At 34.7% G+C, this 18928-nt stretch carries 14 protein-coding genes, 1 pseudogene and 1 riboswitch; of the genes and pseudogenes, 9 read left to right on the top strand and 6 right to left on the bottom strand.

What is annotated here, in order from left to right:
- Positions 1-15: 15 nt before the first annotated feature.
- Entirely contained in the window at positions 16-147 is a 132-nt protein-coding gene (locus AC4D4A_RS05630; protein ID WP_258188215.1) for a hypothetical protein, read from the bottom strand.
- 16 nt (positions 148-163) lie between these two features.
- Positions 164-251, bottom strand: a riboswitch (cyclic di-GMP riboswitch).
- A 511-nt stretch (positions 252-762) separates the two neighbouring features.
- Here AC4D4A_RS05630 and galU (AC4D4A_RS05625) point away from each other — a divergent pair.
- Complete coding sequence (galU, locus tag AC4D4A_RS05625; RefSeq protein ID WP_490994982.1) at positions 763-1641, top strand: UTP--glucose-1-phosphate uridylyltransferase GalU; 879 nt, start codon at positions 763-765, stop codon at positions 1639-1641.
- A gap of 63 nt (positions 1642-1704) precedes the next feature.
- Here the strand turns inward: galU (AC4D4A_RS05625) and AC4D4A_RS05620 are convergent, their stop codons facing one another.
- Both AC4D4A_RS05620 and AC4D4A_RS05615 read right to left on the bottom strand, forming a co-directional pair.
- A complete protein-coding gene (locus AC4D4A_RS05620) occupies positions 1705-1884 on the bottom strand; it encodes a hypothetical protein (protein ID WP_490994981.1) in 180 nt (59 codons plus the stop codon).
- Between the two features lie 139 nt (positions 1885-2023).
- Positions 2024-2344, bottom strand: a complete 321-nt coding sequence (locus tag AC4D4A_RS05615) for a hypothetical protein (RefSeq protein WP_490994980.1) — start codon at positions 2342-2344, stop codon at positions 2024-2026.
- A gap of 587 nt (positions 2345-2931) precedes the next feature.
- On the opposite strand from AC4D4A_RS05615, the gene AC4D4A_RS05610 reads away from it, so the two are divergent.
- From AC4D4A_RS05610 to AC4D4A_RS05585, 6 genes and pseudogenes are all read left to right on the top strand, one after another.
- A complete protein-coding gene (locus tag AC4D4A_RS05610; RefSeq protein ID WP_490994979.1) occupies positions 2932-3096 on the top strand; it encodes a YwzD family small protein in 165 nt (54 codons plus the stop codon).
- Between the two features lie 747 nt (positions 3097-3843).
- Positions 3844-4810 (top strand): annotated as a pseudogene (gene galE / locus AC4D4A_RS05605) (UDP-glucose 4-epimerase GalE).
- A 184-nt stretch (positions 4811-4994) separates the two neighbouring features.
- Positions 4995-5879 carry a UTP--glucose-1-phosphate uridylyltransferase GalU gene (gene galU, locus AC4D4A_RS05600; RefSeq protein WP_490994978.1) on the top strand — a complete coding sequence of 295 codons (885 nt, stop codon included), beginning with the start codon at positions 4995-4997 and terminating at the stop codon, positions 5877-5879.
- A 139-nt stretch (positions 5880-6018) separates the two neighbouring features.
- A complete protein-coding gene (locus AC4D4A_RS05595; protein ID WP_490994977.1) occupies positions 6019-8460 on the top strand; it encodes a CDP-glycerol glycerophosphotransferase family protein in 2442 nt (813 codons plus the stop codon).
- A 96-nt stretch (positions 8461-8556) separates the two neighbouring features.
- Entirely contained in the window at positions 8557-11922 is a 3366-nt protein-coding gene (locus AC4D4A_RS05590) for a CDP-glycerol glycerophosphotransferase family protein (RefSeq protein WP_490994976.1), read from the top strand.
- The gene (locus AC4D4A_RS05585) at positions 11906-12379 is read left to right on the top strand and encodes a DUF6270 domain-containing protein (protein WP_490994975.1); all 474 of its coding nucleotides are present in this window, start codon (positions 11906-11908) and stop codon (positions 12377-12379) included. The genes AC4D4A_RS05590 and AC4D4A_RS05585 overlap by 17 nt, the downstream gene beginning before the upstream one ends.
- 59 nt (positions 12380-12438) lie before the next feature.
- On the opposite strand, the gene tagU is transcribed toward AC4D4A_RS05585, so the two are convergent.
- Positions 12439-13377 (bottom strand): polyisoprenyl-teichoic acid--peptidoglycan teichoic acid transferase TagU, encoded by a 939-nt coding sequence (gene tagU / locus AC4D4A_RS05580; protein ID WP_490994974.1) that lies wholly within the window; start codon positions 13375-13377, stop codon positions 12439-12441.
- Positions 13378-13626: 249 nt separating this feature from the next.
- On the opposite strand from tagU, the gene AC4D4A_RS05575 reads away from it, so the two are divergent.
- Positions 13627-14832 carry a right-handed parallel beta-helix repeat-containing protein gene (locus AC4D4A_RS05575; protein WP_490994973.1) on the top strand — a complete coding sequence of 402 codons (1206 nt, stop codon included), beginning with the start codon at positions 13627-13629 and terminating at the stop codon, positions 14830-14832.
- Between the two features lie 307 nt (positions 14833-15139).
- Here the strand turns inward: AC4D4A_RS05575 and tagD are convergent, their stop codons facing one another.
- Together tagD and AC4D4A_RS05565 are read right to left on the bottom strand one after the other, a co-directional pair.
- Positions 15140-15535 carry a glycerol-3-phosphate cytidylyltransferase gene (tagD, locus tag AC4D4A_RS05570; RefSeq protein ID WP_490994972.1) on the bottom strand — a complete coding sequence of 132 codons (396 nt, stop codon included), beginning with the start codon at positions 15533-15535 and terminating at the stop codon, positions 15140-15142.
- 245 nt (positions 15536-15780) lie between these two features.
- Positions 15781-16854 carry a C40 family peptidase gene (locus tag AC4D4A_RS05565; protein WP_490994971.1) on the bottom strand — a complete coding sequence of 358 codons (1074 nt, stop codon included), beginning with the start codon at positions 16852-16854 and terminating at the stop codon, positions 15781-15783.
- 159 nt (positions 16855-17013) lie between these two features.
- On the opposite strand from AC4D4A_RS05565, the gene AC4D4A_RS05560 reads away from it, so the two are divergent.
- Positions 17014-18909 (top strand): S8 family peptidase, encoded by a 1896-nt coding sequence (locus AC4D4A_RS05560; RefSeq protein ID WP_490994970.1) that lies wholly within the window; start codon positions 17014-17016, stop codon positions 18907-18909.
- Positions 18910-18928: the final 19 nt, after the last annotated feature.

Raw genomic sequence — 18928 nt, 5'->3', positions numbered from 1 at the left:
TATGCTCCATTCTTCTTACATATTGTATAGCAGCACTTGTAATCCTAAAATAATGCCGACAGCTACTACAATTAGGCCTGCATAAGTTGCAGTCTTTTTAAGTTTTCTTTTTCTGTACATTTCCTCAGGAGTTTGATAGTAATTCAATTTGGCGCCTCCTTGTTTTGGTAACTGGCTGACTTAGCGTGAGACAAGCCTTAGTCCCTTTAGTTTTGCGTCACTAGTTTTCAATAGCTTTGCTTTTTCGACGTTTAATATAATGGTACAAAATGTATTAAATATAAAACAGGGACCAAAGTCGCATTTTGTCAATAAATAGAAAAATATATTTTTTTTTATTATTTCAATATTAACGATATCAATTTGTATAAGTTACTGTCAATGTAGTTTTTGAGATGGTTATTATTACATTTTTCATATTATGTACATGTCGGATTTCAGTATTCTTTTTGCATGACCTTATCCTTCTAATTACCCAATAAGCTTCTATAATAAATAGAAGGAATCAAACCTGTAAAATATGGCATCCCAATATAATATGAAAATAAAAGCGAGTCGCAAACAATCTAAGTGAAGGACTAGATTCAATCATGCCAAACTGGATCAGGAGGGATCGTTACTAATAAATACCGTTAACCCCCTGTTTTCTTCGAAACAAACTAATCTGAGCAGAATGTTTATTTATTTTAATGGGAATATAATGGGAATTGGGGTATTAATCATATAGAATGAATGATTAAACTGTTGATAAAGGGGATTCATATGAAAAAAATTAAGAAAGCAATCATACCTGCAGCAGGTCTTGGAACTAGATTTTTACCGGCAACAAAAGCAATGCCGAAGGAAATGCTGCCAATATTGAATAAACCGACCATTCAATACATAGTTGAAGAAGCCGTTGCATCTGGGATTGAAGATATTATCATCGTGACAGGTAAGGGCAAAAGAGCCATTGAGGACCATTTTGATTATGCTGTTGAATTGGAACATAATCTGAAGGAAAAGCGCAAATTTGATTTATTGGAGGAGGTTCAAAGACCCTCTGAGCTTGCGAATATCCATTATATCCGCCAAAAGGAACCAAAAGGTCTTGGCCATGCCATCTGGTGTGCTCGTAATTTTATCGGAGATGAGCCATTTGCTGTATTACTCGGAGATGATATTGTCGTCCATGATAAGCCGTGCTTACAGCAATTGATTGAACAGTATGAGGATCTTGATTCATCAGTTATTGGCATTAAAGCTGTTCCTGAAAATGAAACCGATCGGTATGGGATTATCGATCCTATTCAATTGAATGGGCGTTGCCATCTGGTAGGCAGATTTGTAGAAAAACCAGTGGGAGGAACAGCACCTTCTAACCTTGCTATTATTGGGCGTTATATTTTTAAGCCAGAGATATTTGATTTTCTCGGTGAGATGGAAATAGGAGCAGGCGGTGAAATTCAGTTAACAGATGCTATTCAAAAGCTCAATCAAGTACAGCGTGTCTATGCCTATGAATTTGAAGGGGAAAGATATGATGTGGGAGAGAAGCTTGGTTTTATCAAAACAACAATTGATTTTGCCTTGAAAAATGAAGAGTTACGAGAAGATGTATTACAATATCTTGCCAGGTTGATCGAAATGGAGAGAAAATGAATTTGTTTGATGGGGTAGAAAGGTTAGAGCGTGCTCCAATTCTACTCCATCTTTATAAATAGATCATCCATTGGATTGTTCACCTGAGGGGATGTAATATTTCTCGATTTCGTTAAGCTTTAAATGTAAATCATAGATTTTTTTATTTAAGTCCTTTTTCATTTCAGGATTAGTACAGAAATCTGCTTTATTGATAAGGCGTTTTAGTCTATATTCATAACAAAGATGTTTTAAGAGTATCATTTTAGCACCTCATTTTGTTTAGTATATAAAATGTATATTCCCATCTGATTCTAAAATAATCCTTTTGTCCCGAAAATAGGTAAAAGGACGGATCCTTTTTTGCAGAAAAAAAGACTGAATATTCTCAGTCGTGGACAGTTCACTTTTCTTTTTGTTCAATTAGAGGCGTAAGGTTCTGTAGAACCCCTTTTAATTCAGTGCTTTGATGCTTCGAATCATCGTACACTTTTTTGATCACCTTTTGGGCTTCTTTTAGCTTTTTTTGCTGCTGGTCATTAATTGATTTTCGTTCCTTTTCGAGTTGTGCTTCATTGAAGCTCTGGTTTGTCTGGTCCTCCGTGTATTGCTTGTACGCTTCTGCACGAGTCTTCTCAATTTCCGCATGGTAATGGTGATTTCCAAAGACTAAAAATCCGATACAAAGAAGAGCAGTTACACCCGTAACCCAAAATCGCTTCATAGCTCACCTCTCTTGTTTTCCAAATTTTAGCACAAAAGAGATGTCCTGAATAGGATATTTCTATACGTTTTTTAATGCTTGAATGAATCTGTTCTATATAGTAATCAGCTAAGGAGCGGAAAGCTTTTTCAGTAGTATATTAAGGATATAAAAGCCTGACTTTACTAAAGTGGGACTATGAACTTTGTCTCATGGCGGATTTCTTTAACCCTCTCTAAACTTATTGTGTTTTTAATCCTTTATTCATTTGTTGAAAGATTGGCAGGAATATACGGGTATTAATATTCTATTTGGTATATTTAGAACAGTTCATGTGTAGATTCTAATCTTCTTATCTCCACTTAATATCTGCTTACAATTAAAAAATATGCGGAATTGAAATTAACATAATAAGTCAATAGTCTTATTATGAGGATTAGTTTATAATTGATATTGAATTATCAAAATACTAAAAACATTTACAAATAAATCGTATATTAGCGTGCTGTTACATATGTCATTAAATATTAATGTAAAATGATGAAATTTAAATTTACATAATATAGTAGATTTAGTATGATTAGGATAGAAAATAAGGGGAAAGTGATATGAGGAACGAAATGAAGTCCAAGGATATAATGAATGATCAGCAATCACAAGCGTTTATGGATGTAATCAAATCTGCCTATGAAAGAGGTATGAATGATTCCTCTTTAACAACACAGGAATTTGTCGAAGAAATAAAAGTGAAGCTAATGAGTATTTATACGTAAATTAAATTAGTGAATCAACATATGCTAATTTGAAAAATAATGGATTTAGATAAATCATAATAGCCTTGAAGGAGACCAATATTTTGGCTCCTTTTTTTTCGATTGGTGAGGGTCCACTAAATAATAGACCTTCGATTGTGTTTAAAGTGTTAAACGTATCAGAACAAGTATTTATAGTTGGCATTTTGAACATCCATTTCCATTAGTTCCAGCAATGTGACTATTTACTGATTATGAAGGCGTTTATATAGTGTTACTTGAGACCGTGATTATTATTGAACGGTTATACCTGCTAATGTAACTGTGGTTAGAAACGTATTAGAAATTGGATATGGCAAGTTAAATTAGCGGAAATAGATTGGATTCTTTTAGAGAGCAACGCAGATTGGTGCCTGACAACAAGTATGGCAGTGTTAAGGGGATAAATTTATCGGCTATGGAAACTATAGTAGGAAAGTTGTTACTAAACTGAATAAAAAATTGAAAAGGTAAGATTTCCCGAATAGTAATATGAGGCTGCCGATATTTTTAATGGCTTTTTATTTGTAAAATATGGATAATCCGTTGATATATATAAGTATTTAGAAAATGAGTGTTCACCTAAATAAATTTGGAAGTATGGGTAATTAGACTCTTTGTAGTGAAATATATGTCAGTTTCATAGTCACTCTATTTGTGTTAGTATCTTATTATATTATATTGTATTATATTAATGAAATTAAATTATTGAACCACCGAACAGGGAGCATACAGCATGATTTAATATTTGGTGGGGCTGGCTATATAGGAAGTCATTTAGTGATAAAAACGGAAGAGGTTATCTTTTTTAGATAATCTATCTCAACTGGTTTTCGTTCTTTAGTGGATCATAAAACTGTTTTGTCGAGGGAAATCTTGGAGATGAATCAGTTTAGATCAGATTTTTACTACTTATCCAATTAAAGCTGTCAGCACTTTGCTGCAAATAGCTTGGTTGGTGAATCTGTATAGGAACCATATAAATACTATCAAAACAATGTCGCGGCTACTTTGACATTATTAAATAGCATGAAGAAACACAATGTGATGAATTTTATCTTTTCCTCCACTGCGGCTACGTACGGTATACCTAATGTGGATTTAATTAATGAGGAACAAACCAACGAATCCAATTAATCCATACGGCCGCTCTAAACTAATGATTGAGCAAGTATTAGAAGACTTTTCGAAAGCATACGGGTTAAATTATATTGTATTACGCTATTTTAATGCAGCAGGCGCTCATGAATCAGCGGAAATTGGAGAAAGTCATGATCCTGAAACTCATTTAATTCCAATCATACTTCAACATTTATTAGGACAACGTGAAAAAATATCTGTCTTTGGTACAGATTATGATACGCCTGATGGAACATGTATAAGAGACTATATTCATGTGACTGATCTGGCGAACGCACATATCCTGGCGTTAAATGCCTTACTTGATGGTAAAAAGTCTACAGCCACCTATAATCTGGGGAATGGAAAAGGATACTCAGTCAAAGAAGTGATTGAAACATGTGAAAAAATTACTGGAATAAAAGCAAATATTGATTATGCAGACCGTCGTTCCGGTGATCCTGCCAGACTCGTTGCCTCTGCAAGTAAAATATATGATGAATTAGGATGGCAGGCAAAGATTAATTTAGAAGATATTATTGCAAGTGCCTGGAAATGGCATCAGAAATCAAAATAACTTCCTATATTAAAAAGGGAGATTGAACATTCACAAAACGTCCTTTCTGTTGGAAAGGTTATAATGACTCTTAATGCATTCGTTTGTTATATATCCTATGATATAGTACGATAATCCAATGAACTTGGGATATTAAAGTTTACTAGACTTATAGAGACTTATAGATTGAAGGGAGAAATTAGTTTTGAAAAAAGTAAGAAAAGCAATTATACCTGCTGCAGGATTAGGAACAAGATTCTTACCTGCTACTAAATCAGTTCCAAAGGAAATGCTTCCAATTATAGATAAACCAACTATTCAATATATCATTGAGGAAGCTGTTGCTTCTGGAATAGAAGAAATCATGATTATTACTGGAAAAGGAAAAAGAGCGATAGAAGATCATTTTGACCGTGCAATGGAGCTTGAACAGAACCTTTTAGAAAAAGGAAAGTTGGATATTCTCGAGAAAGTTCAATATTCATCTAATCTTGCTAATATACACTATGTTAGACAAAAAGAGCCAAGAGGTTTGGGACATGCCGTATGGTGTGCGAGACATTTCATCGGTGATGAACCATTTGCTGTATTATTGGGAGATGACATTGTTCAAAATGACACTCCATGTACTCAACAGTTGATTCAGCAATTTAACGAAACTGGTTCATCAGTAATTGGTGTTCAACAAGTACCGGAAAATGAGACTCACCGATATGGAATTATTGATCCTAGCAGTAAGGACGGCAGACTTTATCAAGTTTCTAACTTTGTAGAAAAACCTGCTAAGGGTAATGCACCGTCTAACCTGGCAATCATGGGACGTTATGTGCTAACTCCTGAAATCTTTGAGATTTTAGAAAATCAGGAAACAGGTGCAGGCGGCGAAATACAATTAACAGACGCTATTCAGACCTTAAACCAATCGCAAAGTGTCTTTGCCTATGATTTTGAAGGTAAGCGGTATGATGTAGGTGAAAAATTAGGCTTTGTTAAAACAACAATAGAGTTTGCTTTACAGCATGAAGATTTACGTGAAGATGTCCTTAAGATTATGAGTGACATTGTTCATAATCAAGAACTGGCCAAATAAAATATTCATAAAGTTTTAGACTATCCCTTAATTTTTATGGGGTAGTTCTTTATATCTGGACTTTTTGGTTATCGTGAAGTTGTTTCGTTATGTAAAGACATTTTAAAATTACACAATATGTATAAAGGGTGTATATGAATTGAAGGAACTTGAACTAGTAGATATCGATATGAAAGATGGCTGTCTAACAGGGGCCTTTGAAACAATTGACCAATCTGCAAAGTCTTACTCACTTATATTGAAGAATAAAAACACGCAGGCTAGTTATCCGCTTGAAATAATGGTTAAAGAACGTATGGTCCATTTCAATTTTAATCTCAAAGAGGTCAAAGAAATGGAGATTAAGACCACTGCTCATTATGATGTATTAGTTAGAACTGATAAAGCGTATTATAGACTTACTGTTAGCATGAAACATTTAAAAGAGAAGCTGAAATATGCATGCTCTCCACAATTGCTTCATGGAAGTCAGGAGATTCTAGCCTCTGTTAAGCGTAACCGATTGTGTTTAACAATCGGTGACACAAGGCTCTTATCAGAATCGAAAAATAATCTATCAAAAAAAGTAATTCGGGACTTATCGATTGATATAGAGAAGAAGACCATATCATTTAAATTGATAAATTGTACATGTAATCAAGATGTATTAAAAATCGTATTAGTGGAAAGAAAATCAAAACTCGAATGGATTGAGAAAATCCAGGTGATTGCTGAGAGTACGGATATAGACGTCCAAATTAATTTATCCGAGTTTGTCACACAACATTATAATCAGTTCTCAAGATGGGATTTATATATTGAAGATGAATGTTCCGAGAGATACAGAATTGGAACGTATGATGTGAAACGTGGTCCCAAATATGAACAATACTTGGCGGAGTTACCTACTCTTGGTGTAAATGTCTTAGTTCCCTATATCACGGATTATAATGGCCTTTCAATCGTTATAGGAGACCCCACAACGATTAGAAGTGAAAAACTAAATATTAAAGCTAAAGTTAAAAAGTTTCATATGCATGAAAGCACCATTAAAGGAAAAGTGGTGCTTGATTTTAAGGAAGTCAGCAGTTTAGCTTCTGTTAAGAGTCTAGTCCTTCAGTATAGAAGTAATGTTGATTCAATCAAATATGAATTTCCGTTAGAGCGTATTAAAGAGAGAGGATCCGACCGTATTGTCTATTTCAATATTGATATCGCTCAGCTTGAATTAGAAAATTACTATTGGGACTTCTACATTGCTGTTGAATTCATGGGTATGGAATACTTGGTACGCTTGAGAAACCCTTCAAGACGAGTGAAGTGGCGTGTTAATAAACAGTTCAGCAAACAAGAATACCACTATTCAAATGGCTATTGGGTATACCCCTATATCACTGGGGTGAATACGTTAGCTCTTTTATATAAAGAAGAAGAAAGATACGAATCCTTATCCTATCGGTTAAAAGAGAGAGCAGCGTTAATGACCTATTGGTTATTGAAATGGTATTTTGATCGGAAAAATATTTGGCTGTCCTTTGAAAAGTTCGCTAACAGTGCTCAGGATAATGCTTTCTACTTCTTTGAATATTGCTATAATCATCAAGTTAATAGGCAGCTCTATTTTATTATAAAAGAGGATTCACCTGATTACGAAAATATCCGGCCGATGCAAAGCCAAGTACTGCATCATATGAGTTTCAAATATATGGTTTATTTATACGCGGCCAAGGTTTTAGTGTCATCAGAATCCAAGGCTCATGCCTATGACATAAGAGCACAAAAAGGGCTCTTAAAAAAGGCTATTAGTAACAAAAAACATGTCTTTTTACAGCATGGAGTTTTAGGCTTAAAAAAGGTAGATTATATTTATAAAAAGACAAGTAAGAATGCAGTTGATTTGTTTGTCGTTTCCTCTGATTATGAGAAAAGCATAGTCAAAAATAATTTTGGCTATAATGAGGATGAAATCATCGTAACTGGACTCAGCCGTTGGGATGTGCTGGAGGATCAATCTAATGGTCAATCGACCATCTTGATTATGCCAACATGGAGATCGTGGATGGATGATCTGCCTGAAGAAAAGTTTGTTCAAACTGAATATTATCAGCAGTATAAATCCTTATTAAACTCTACGCCTCTTTTTGACATTTTGGAAGAGTATGATGTGAAGCTTAACTTTTTCATTCATCCAAAGTTTAAGGCATACATTAATCAATTTAAAACCGAACATGAACGAGTTACGATTTATGAATTTGGTGAGTTAAAACTTAATGAATTATTAATGAAGTCGAGTATGCTAATCACAGATTATTCCAGTGTAGCTTGGGATATGTATTATCAGCATAAACCGATTCTTTTTTATCAATTCGATTTTGAGGATTACATGAAATACCAGGGTAGTTATATAGATATGGAAACTCAGCTTTTTGGAGATCGAGCGTTTAGATTTAATCAATTAATTGAGTTGATAGAAGAGTATGCGCGTCATGATTTTAAAGAAAAAGAAGAGTATGCTGCGCTTAGAAAAGAGTATCTTGCATATACCGATCATGAAAATTCGAAAAGAATTATACAAGAAATCGAAAAAAGAAATATCGTATAGACATTACTTTTTATGGGTAGTTTGGGTATAGGGGGAGCAATTAAACTCCCCTTTATCTTTATTAAAGCACCATATAGTTAAGGAGCCTAATTTTCAATGACTAAAGATTTAATTATGAGTTCTTTTAGTATTGATAAAAATATACTTTCTATTTCTACTACAGAGAGTTTATTGAGTGAATATAAAGAATTAAAAATAGCATTAACAGATCGAGAAACGCAAATTAATATGGAATACGATGTGACGGTCATTAAAGAGTCTGATACCTATGTTATTCAATTAGATCTTGACCAAGTAGACTTTCCTTCCTCTGAAATCAAATCTATCATCGATGTTAACTTAATTGTTGATGATATGAATGCGGTTAAGTTCATTCAGCCAGTTGCTAAGACGAAAGATCGTTCAATTAGGTACCTTAAAAGTTCGTATCAAATTAACTCCAAAGATGCTGCTGTACCTTATTTGTCCTTACAAAATGCATTGTCTATCCTTTATGGGAATAAAGAGGAAATCTACGGTAGCTATTGTACGGTTATAAATGATCTGGTCACAGTGAATGATGTGCAGGTAATTAATAATAAATTAAGCTTTTCTATTAGCCATATTGATTTAGAACAAGCAGATGATTTATATTTTGCCATTAAAAACAGAGGTTATGAAAAAGATCGTGCAATTGTTAACCATTATCTAAATGAGAGCAATCAGGTTCAATTAGAATTTGATGATGTTAAAAATCATGTTAATTGGGATACAGATTCTCAATATGCTATCTATATGTATGTAAAGTCAGACCGGATTGTCCATGCATACCAAGTTGGAACAAATGAAGTCCATCAATCAATGAATAAGATTATGATTAATGAGGTTTTAAGTTTCGTTCCTTATATTAATGGGGTAGGGGAGCTTTCGTTATTTAGCATAGATAAATGGCCGACTAATTATAGCGAGATTAAAAATCTCCATTTTGACACTATTTCAATGCAAGATGGCAGATTGAGCATTCGTTTATCTGAAATATCCCGTCATACAATAAGTGAATTACAAGATTGGAATTTGATCTTGAAAAATACGACAAGTACAGAAAAGTTTGTCGTTGAAAAGAAATATTATACTGTAAATAGAAATTCAATCGATATTGACCTAAAGAGTATGTACACAGCCGTTTCAATTGACATGAGTGTAAATTGGAGTTTTCATATCCTTGCTAATTGCCTGGAGCAGAACACTGTTAATATTTATAACTTTATTAGACCAACTGATTGGATTGAAAGTCCAATTAACAGATACTTTCAAGCTTTCGAAGCGGCTGATGGTATGAGTGGTATTGTATATATTACTTCGAAAAACACAATTGGTCTCACTTTTGGAGATAAATATAAAATTCCACAATTGGCCTACAATAAAGTGAATAGTTTAATTAATATCAATAATCTCAATTGTGGAGAAGATGGAACGATCCAGTTTCAGTTAGTTGATATAGATGCTCAAGACTTAAAGACAGCGCGTGTAATCTTAAAAGAACGTGGCAATATCGATGTCTGGGAATCTGAGCTGGAAATAGGTCTTCCTATACAAAACGACACCCTAACCTTAAATCTAAATGATTTTATCGAACTCTATCAATATGATGCATCCAGATGGGATGTTTACATGGAGTTGACATACAATCATATGGTGGTTACCGGTAAAGTTGGTTGTTATGATGAACAGACATTGCCTAAACATCAACGGTACTATAACCCAATTGCTATTAAAGGAAATAGATTATTTGTTCCTTATTTGTCGCTTTACAATGAACTTTCTTTGGCCGTTAATGATAAAGTTGCAATCTCCAATGAAATGGTTTCTTCTTCTATTTCTTTAACTGATTTCAGCATGAGAAGATCTGTTATTAAAGGTACGACAGAAGTGGAAATTAAGGATGCAGAAGAATATTCTGTTGATCAAGTCATGTTGAAATATAGAGGGAAAGCTGATGAAGAAATAGAATATGTATTCCCTGTTCTCCAAACAGAAAGAAAAGGGAATGTATTGGTCATTAAATTTGAAATCGATTTAGCTAAGGTTGAGTTACAACCATTTTATTGGGATATTTTTGTCGTTATAAAAATGGATGGAAATAATTATCCGGTTAAAATTAAAAATCCTACTAAAAAAGTAAAAAAAGCCATTAATAAAAAAATTGTAAGTTATTCATATACCTATAAGAATGGATATTTTGTTTATCCATATATTTCCACAGTCAAAACACTAGCCTTTACGTATCGTGAAAAACCAAAATATGAATCAGTGCCATATAAGATTAAGGAAATAGCCGCTTATATCATCTATAGGCTCTTTAAAAATTATTTTGACCAAAAGGATATTTGGCTGGGTTTCGAAAAGTTCTCAGATGGCGCCCAAGATAATGGTTATTATTTCTTCAAGTATTGTTATGAGAACAATAAGAAATCAAATTTCTATTATATTATTAAAAAAGACTCTGTTGATTATGAAAATGTCGCCCCAATGAAGGAAAAAGTATTAGAATTTATGAGTTTTAAATACATGCTTTATATGTATGCTGCTCAGCTTCTAATATCTTCTGAATCGAAAGGACACGCTTACGATATCAGGATTCAAAAGGGCAGACTAAGGAACATTTTAAAGAAAAAGAAACATGTCTTCCTGCAACATGGTGTTATAGCTCTAAAACGAGTCGACTATGTATTTAAGAAAACGAAAGAAAATGCTGTAAATCTATTCGTTGTTAGTTCTGATTTTGAACATGATATCATTAAGAAATATTTCGGATATAAAGATGACGAAATTATTACCACTGGGTTGTGTCGTTGGGATGTACTGGAGGATAAGTCTGGTGAAATTAAAGAGATACTAGTTATGCCGACTTGGAGAACCTGGATGGATGATCTTCCTGAAGATCAGTTTATAGAAAGTGACTACTACAAGAATTATGTAAGACTCTTCCAATCGGAAGAATTAAGTCACTTATTGGCTCAAAATAATATAAAGGTGAATTTCTATTTACATCCAAAATTTAAGGACTATATTGCTAACTTTAATCTTGATCATCAAAATATTAAGGTTTATCAATATGGAGAAGAACAGGTGAATTCTTTATTAATGAAATCTTCTATGCTGGTTACTGACTATTCCAGTGTGGCATGGGAAATGTTCTATCAAAAGAAACCAATCATATTCTTCCAATTTGATTTAGAAAAATATAATGCTTTTCAGGGAAGTTATCTTGATATGAATAAAGAATTAGTTGGTGATCAAGTGTTTACTGTTACCCAATTGATTGATCAGATCAAGGAATATGTAGCAATGGAATTCAAGGAAAAAGAAGAGTTTGGGGCTATGAGAGACAAGTATTTTAAATATGTAGATAAGAATAACTGTGAGAGAACCTTCGAAGCGATTATGAATTCTACCTTGGTTGACAATGAGGAACAAAAATAGGAATATTTCCAGGAAGTTACCTGATGGTCAATATATAGGCCAAAATGGGGAGATGCATAAGTCCTCCTATTATAAACATCATCTATTAAAAGAAACTAGCCAATTCGATAATAGGAATCCGGAATTCTGGAATGTATGGAAGTCTGCATGTGATGAGTTTATCGCGAGACTTCTAGAAATTGTCGATCAAGATAAAATCATTCTTAATTGGGGCCGCTTATCAGACGCTTATTTGAATGATAAACATCAGGTTTCGAGCTTTAGTAAAGATAATAAAATGAATAACTATTTTATTACAAAGGTACCTTCTACTAGAGTAATTGATCTCCGTAAATATAATTATAAAGCTAGTCTTGAATATCCATATGGTGGCAGTGGGCCCCATCACTACGAGAGAAATTACTACAGAAGCTTCCTTGGGGAACTTTCTAAATTAGTTTTGAGTGATAAAAATTAACAATTAATAAAAGCCAAGGAGTAAGTGATACAGTGCTTACCCCTTGGCTTTCATCTTTATTATTTATTTACCTGCAAATGTTTATTTAAAGTATTTTGAAGTTCAGTTTTATCTTCATCGGACACTTGGTAGTAATAGATTCCATCAATGGTTGTTCCTTTACCCTCTATCTGAATTTGCTCCAGTGATTTGGCAGCTTCTTTGTAGTTTTGTTGAATGCTGACCATTTGAGAAAAACTAATATCTGTTTTAACATTATCACCTAAGGCATCAAAAATAGAATCGAAACGGGTTAGTGAAGTGAGGCTTGCTCCTTCATTAATGACGGCCTGGATAACCTGGCGCTGACGCAATTGTCTGCCAAAATCACCACGTGGATCCTGTTTACGCATACGTGAATATGCCAATGCTTCTTCACCGTTAAGATCAATTGTACCTTCAGCAAAATGATGTCCCTCAGAAGTGAAGTCTAAATCGTTTACAACCGTTACTCCGCCCACAGCATCGACGATTTCTTTAAAGCCTTCCATATTGACCTTTACATAGTAATCAATCGGGATATCAAGGAAGTTTTCGACAGTATCCATTGACATTTCAACACCGCCAAAAGCATAGGCGTGATTGATTTTATCTTGTGTACCTCTCCCAATAATCTCTGTTCTTGTATCCCTTGGAATACTTACCATCTTCACAGATTCAAGGATTGGGTTAACAGTAAGGACAATCATCGTGTCTGAACGACCCCTATCCCCTTCTCTTTCATCCACTCCAAGTAGAAGTACAGAAAATGGTGTTTTATCTTTTAAACTTACTTTTTCAGTTCTTTTGCTGGAACCGTCACGTTCGGTTGGATTATGCATACTTTCAACAGCATTATTCAGTGAATTATAGACCATATAAGCATAAACCCCGCCAGCTAGCAATAAAAGACCTATCACAATTAATAAGACTTTAACCCAAGTCCTTTTTTTCTTTCCTTTTCTTTTTTCTGCCCGCATAAAGTAACCCCATTTTGAAATATTTTTAATACAAATTCTATTATAATACATTTATAGACTGCATATATGTATAAAAATAAGTTTTAATGTAGAAAATTGTTGGAATGTATATACAAAAGGTCTTCTTTTTATGGTGATCTTTTAATTTTTTTACCTTTGGGATGAAGGCTGCTAGTTAGTTTTCATGAAAATTATGGTAAAATAAAAACGAGTTAAAAACCATCAGGATCAATCAAAGGGGGGAATTCTTTGCGTATTACTAGATGTATGCTGATTTTTCTTCTGTTGCTGACTATACCAATTAGTCTCCAGGCAGAACCAGCATCCGCTGCAGGCAAGGTATACACAATATCACCATCAAGCAGTCCGAAGGATAAATCATATAAAGGATACTCTACGTACAATAGTTCAACCAAACACTATTATTTGATTAGGTCGTACTTGGAATTATTCGAAAAGAATGGTGGAGGGACATTGGTGCTTTCGAAGGGTACCTATACAATCTCTAACACTTTATATGTTCCATCTAATGTGACCATTCGCTTGAAAAATGGAGCCACACTTGTGAAAGGAAGCAAAAGCGGGACTTCCAAATTTAAGGCGTCAAAATCGATGTTTCAATTTATCAGTCCTGCTAAAGCAAGTAAGAGTGATGTTTATGGTGGATACAAAGGAGAAAAGAATATCTCCTTTATCGGTGAAGGCAATGCCACCATAAATTTAAACTATATAAAAGATAGCCTTGCTATTATCGCCGGACATAATAAGAATGTAAACATTAAAGGAATTACATTCCGAAATATGTATTCCGGCCATTTTATTGAGATGGATGCAACCGAAAAAGCCATTATTTCTGGCAACACATTTATTAATTCAAAAGCATCTGCTAACAAAAATAAAGAAGCGATTAATCTCGATACTCCTGATAAATCGACAAATGGCTGGAATCAAAAATGGAGTAAGTATGATAAGACTCCCAATAAAAATATTACCATTGAAAAAAATACATTTCAGAATTTAGATCGGGCTATTGGAACACATAAATATTCTGGCAGCAAATATCACGATCGCGTTGCTATAAAGAACAATACAATCAAAAAAATGCGTAAAGATGCAATTCGTGTGATGAACTGGTCTAACACCATTATCACTGGAAATACGATTATTGATGTGGATGCTAAAAAGAATGGGCAAAGAGGTATTTTAGTCAGCGGTGCCTCCAATCCTACGATTAAAAATAATAAATTTGAAAAAGTATCAAGAGCGATGCAATTTATGCCGTGGAAAAATGATGGTCCGGGTTCACAATATGGGGTAATCTATAATCGTTTAAGTAAACAAAACTTGAAAGATTTGGCTAATAATAAGGCAACGAACACTTCAGAGAACTTTGTTCGCGTAAACAGTATCTATAAAGAGTTTTCAAAAGGGACTCAAAAAATAGTATTGAAATGATTGAATTTTGCTCGGGCTATTGTCAGGGCTTTTTGTTTGTTCAGCTATTCATTTAGAAGCTAAGAGGGGAAGTCTGATTACCCAGTGATTGAGTTATAGGGAAATATAGAACGGGTTATAAATCTTTGCGCTGACTGTGGTATATTCAGCAATGGGAATGTTCAGGCGTAAGGAAAATAATTTTAAGAGAAGGTAGGCGTATAATTTAAAGCTTACGGAAGACTGAGGAGAACGGGGAGCCTTTCTCTTCGTTTTTGATGGAGTGGACGAAAAAAAAACTACCCAACCACACTGGATAGTTTTTTGCTTATTTATTAACTGCAAATAAATCTTCTTTAATTTGAGATGTTGAAATACCAATTGTACGTGGTAAATAGACCACTTCACAGTATTCCTTCAAGAAATCAAATTTACCTTCCCAATCATCACCCATAACAAAAATATCGATGTCGTGATCAATAACATCCTGAATTTTTTGTTCCCATGTATGCTCAGGAATTACTTCGTCTACATAACGAATCGCTTCAAGAATCATTTTGCGATTTTCAAAGCTATGATAGGATTTCTTATTTTTTAATTTATTGAATTCATCAGATGAGATGGCCACAACAAGGTAGTCACCCATTTCTTTTGCTCTTCTTAATAAATTGATATGTCCCCAATGCAGCAAGTCAAACGTGCCATAAGTGATTACTTTCTTCATGAAGGGTCTCCTCCCATGTAGTAGTTTTAAAGTCTTCATTACATATTTAACCAAATACCAAGAGACGAAACCAACTAATACAATTATATTAACTTATATCAAACTTTGCTAAATTCTGCAAGTAGCATCATGTAATTAAAAGTCATACACACAATAATTATATATTAAATGGTTTTAAAACTATTGTCTATGTATGTATATGGTAATGAAAAAAACGCCTGCTACATGGCGTTTTTTCAATTCTATTAGTAAAATCTCTTAAAGCTTGAGAAATGCTTCTTATAATAGGAATTACTTAAACTGACGATTCTAACTCCGCTGTTATCAGCATTAATGAATTGATTGTTCCCGATATAAATGCCTAAATGAGAAATTCCCTTTTTATAGGTGTTTTCGAAAAAGACAAGATCACCTGGCTGGGGAGTGTCTACATAATAAGAACGGTCATAATAACCTGCAGCAGAATAGCGATTGATATTATGTCCTGCTTTGTTAAACACATAATAAATGAACCCGCTGCAATCGAATCCCTTAACTGTAGTTCCACCAAATACGTATTTAACACCTAAAACCTTTTTGCTCTCTTCAATTAATTTCTTTGCAAAGGCAGATGATCCGCTTAACTCATCCTTTTCCTTTGTCACTGGAGTAGCAGGCTTTGTGGAAGCTTTACCTGAAAGAACCAATTTTTGTCCGATATAAATCATATCAGATTTAAGGTTGTTCAACTGTTTGAGTTGGGCAACAGTTGTACCATATGCTTTGCTAATTCGGCCTAATGTATCCCCTTTTTTGACAATATAGCTCGTATTAGAGGTTGGTGGTTTAGCAGGCTGAACGTTGGTATTTGGTGCAGGTTTAGGTGCCGGTGCTGCAACAGGTCCATTATTATTAGTTGAATTGGATACCTTAAGCACTTGGTTTGGATAGATGACAGTGCTTTTTAGATTATTCCAGCGCATAAGATTGGTTACGGTAATTTGGTGCTTCGATGCAATTTTGGATAGATTATCACCGGCAACGACTTTGTATGTTTTGGCTGTGGATGTATTTACAGGCGAAGTTTTTGCCTTTGGTTTCACAGTTGGAGTCGTGCTGGTTTTCTTTACATTTAGAACCTGATTAGGATATATCAGATCTGACTTCAGGTTATTTAGCTGCTTCAATGCTGCGACTGTTGTCCCACTTTTATTAGCAATGGCAGACAAAGTGTCTCCCTTTTTGATTGTATAGGTATGGGAATCAGCGGAAGCAGAATCGGCGTAAGAAGCCGCTATAATCGCTGCTGCTGCAAAAGCAACTACTTTTTTTTTCTTCAATATGACCTCTCCCTTTCTACTAATCTCCTATTTTATAGTAACACAGGAAAAAGTAGTAAGACAGACATTTCGACAGAAATATGGTAAATTAGTAAGAATTTAGAAATAAATATGTGGTAAAATGAAGGTAACTACGGAAAATGTGGAAGGGAAGTAGAAATGAAAAAAATAATCGCTTTTGTCCTATTTTTGTCACTCCTTATTAGCCCGCTAGCGCAGGTACATGCATCAGGAAAGGGTCAACAGTCTGCGGGAGCTGATGAACGTGTAATTGTGAGAATGGTAGACTCTAAGATTCTCAATCAATTTTTGAAGTTTGGTGCTCAATATCTGGAGAAGAAATCTAATTTAATTACACTGGATAAACCAAAGAATAAATCTATGCAATCATTTTTAAAGGAAATAAAGAAAAATCCAGGTGTGCTCTATGCTGAACCTGATTATAAGGTTCAATTGCTTGCGAATCCTACAGATCCTGAATTTCCGAAGCAGTGGCATTTAACTAAAATTGGAGCAAGCCAGGCATGGGATTCCTCAAAAGGGTCAAAAACCACTATAGCTGTATTGGATGATGGGTTTGACTTACAGCACCCTGATCTGAAGGGTCGCTTTATTAAACCGTATGATGTTTTGACTGGTTCTAAAACATCCATGCCTGTTAATCAACATGGTACGCATGTATCTGGAATTATCGCAGCATCCATAGATAATGGAATTGGCGGTACAGGTGTAGCACCAGAGACAAAAATCATTCCGGTTAACGTATTCTTTAAATCAATGGCATTTACGTCAGACATTATTAAAGGTATTCAATATGCAGTGAATTCTGGTGCTGACATTATTAATATGAGCCTGGGGACTAGTCAGTATTCAAAAGCTTTTGATGAAAGTGTACAGGCTGCCTATAAAAAAGGAGTCCTCATAGTAGCTGCTTCAGGAAATGAATCATTAGCAGAGTCGAGTTATCCAGCTGCTTTCAAGAATGTGCTCTCTGTTGCGGCAACAACAAAAAATGATACAAAAGCATATTATTCAAATTATGGAGCAACGATTGATATTGCAGCACCGGGAAGCGAGATTGTCTCTACTTTGCCTAAAGGTAAATATGGAAAAATGTCAGGAACATCAATGGCTTCACCGGTGGTCGCTAGCGTAGCTGCATTAATTTTGGCTAAAGAGCCTCATTTGACGAATGAACAGGTGGCTTACCGGTTAAAACAGACAGGCACTGCCATGAAACATCCAAAAACGAACAAATATTATCACTATAAGAGAGTAAACGCCCAAAATGCACTGAAGTATCGTTTACTAGCTTCTCCACAAGTAAGCCAGATTACGGATAAGGATACAACGGTCACCGTATCTTATAAATCATCATTTAAAGGAAACATCCTGGTTTCCGGCAAAAAGTTAAAAACAGTTGATTATACAGGGCCATTCACAGTCAAGCTAACTATTCCTAAGCAAAAAGCCAATCAGGCTGTTTCAGTCAAATTGGTGGATGAAAAGGGAAATGAAAGCTGGCCGGTAAATAGGAAGGTAAAGGATATAACTGCGCCAGGTAAACCAACCGTAAACATGGTAAAGGACAATAGCAAAACCATCACAGGTAAAGCTGAAGTGGGAGCAACTATCACGGTTAAAAAAGGGAGTGCCATTGTCGCTAAGGGTAAAGCTGATAAAAAGGGCTTGTTTAAGACTTCAATGAAATCCCTGCTAAAGGCTGGCACCAAGCTAACCATTCAAGTAACAGACAGCGCTGGTAATAAAAGTCCGGCAGTAACCGTAACGGTTAAAGATAAGACAGCTCCAAAGCTTAAGCAAGTGAATAAATTTACGATTCAATCAACCTCAGTAAAAGGCACATCGGAACCAAATACTAAGGTCACCGTTAAGGTTGGGAAAAAGGTGATTGGCTCAGGCAAGGCAGCTAAATCAGGGGTGTTTTCCATTAAAGTAAAAAAACAAAAGGCCAACACGACTTTACATGTTTATTTGAAGGATTCGGCTGGTAATACAAGCAAGGCCATTAAATTAAAGGTAAAGAAAAAATAGATATAGAGTAGATGTATTA

It is taken from the genome of Pradoshia sp. Z5_111, assembly GCF_058267535.1.
The sequence above is the reverse complement of the archived record's forward strand: the minus strand, read 5'-3'. Positions and strand labels throughout refer to the sequence as shown.

Coding starts and splice junctions, on each gene's coding strand:
- galU (WP_490994982.1), top strand. CDS start 763: ATGAAAAAAATTAAGAAAGCAATCATACCTGCAGCAGGTCTTGGAACT.
- AC4D4A_RS05620 (WP_490994981.1), bottom strand. CDS start 1,884: ATGATACTCTTAAAACATCTTTGTTATGAATATAGACTAAAACGCCTT.
- AC4D4A_RS05615 (WP_490994980.1), bottom strand. CDS start 2,344: ATGAAGCGATTTTGGGTTACGGGTGTAACTGCTCTTCTTTGTATCGGA.
- AC4D4A_RS05610 (WP_490994979.1), top strand. CDS start 2,932: ATGAGGAACGAAATGAAGTCCAAGGATATAATGAATGATCAGCAATCA.
- AC4D4A_RS05590 (WP_490994976.1), top strand. CDS start 8,557: ATGACTAAAGATTTAATTATGAGTTCTTTTAGTATTGATAAAAATATA.
- AC4D4A_RS05585 (WP_490994975.1), top strand. CDS start 11,906: ATGAGGAACAAAAATAGGAATATTTCCAGGAAGTTACCTGATGGTCAA.
- tagU (WP_490994974.1), bottom strand. CDS start 13,377: ATGCGGGCAGAAAAAAGAAAAGGAAAGAAAAAAAGGACTTGGGTTAAA.
- tagD (WP_490994972.1), bottom strand. CDS start 15,535: ATGAAGAAAGTAATCACTTATGGCACGTTTGACTTGCTGCATTGGGGA.
- AC4D4A_RS05560 (WP_490994970.1), top strand. CDS start 17,014: ATGAAAAAAATAATCGCTTTTGTCCTATTTTTGTCACTCCTTATTAGC.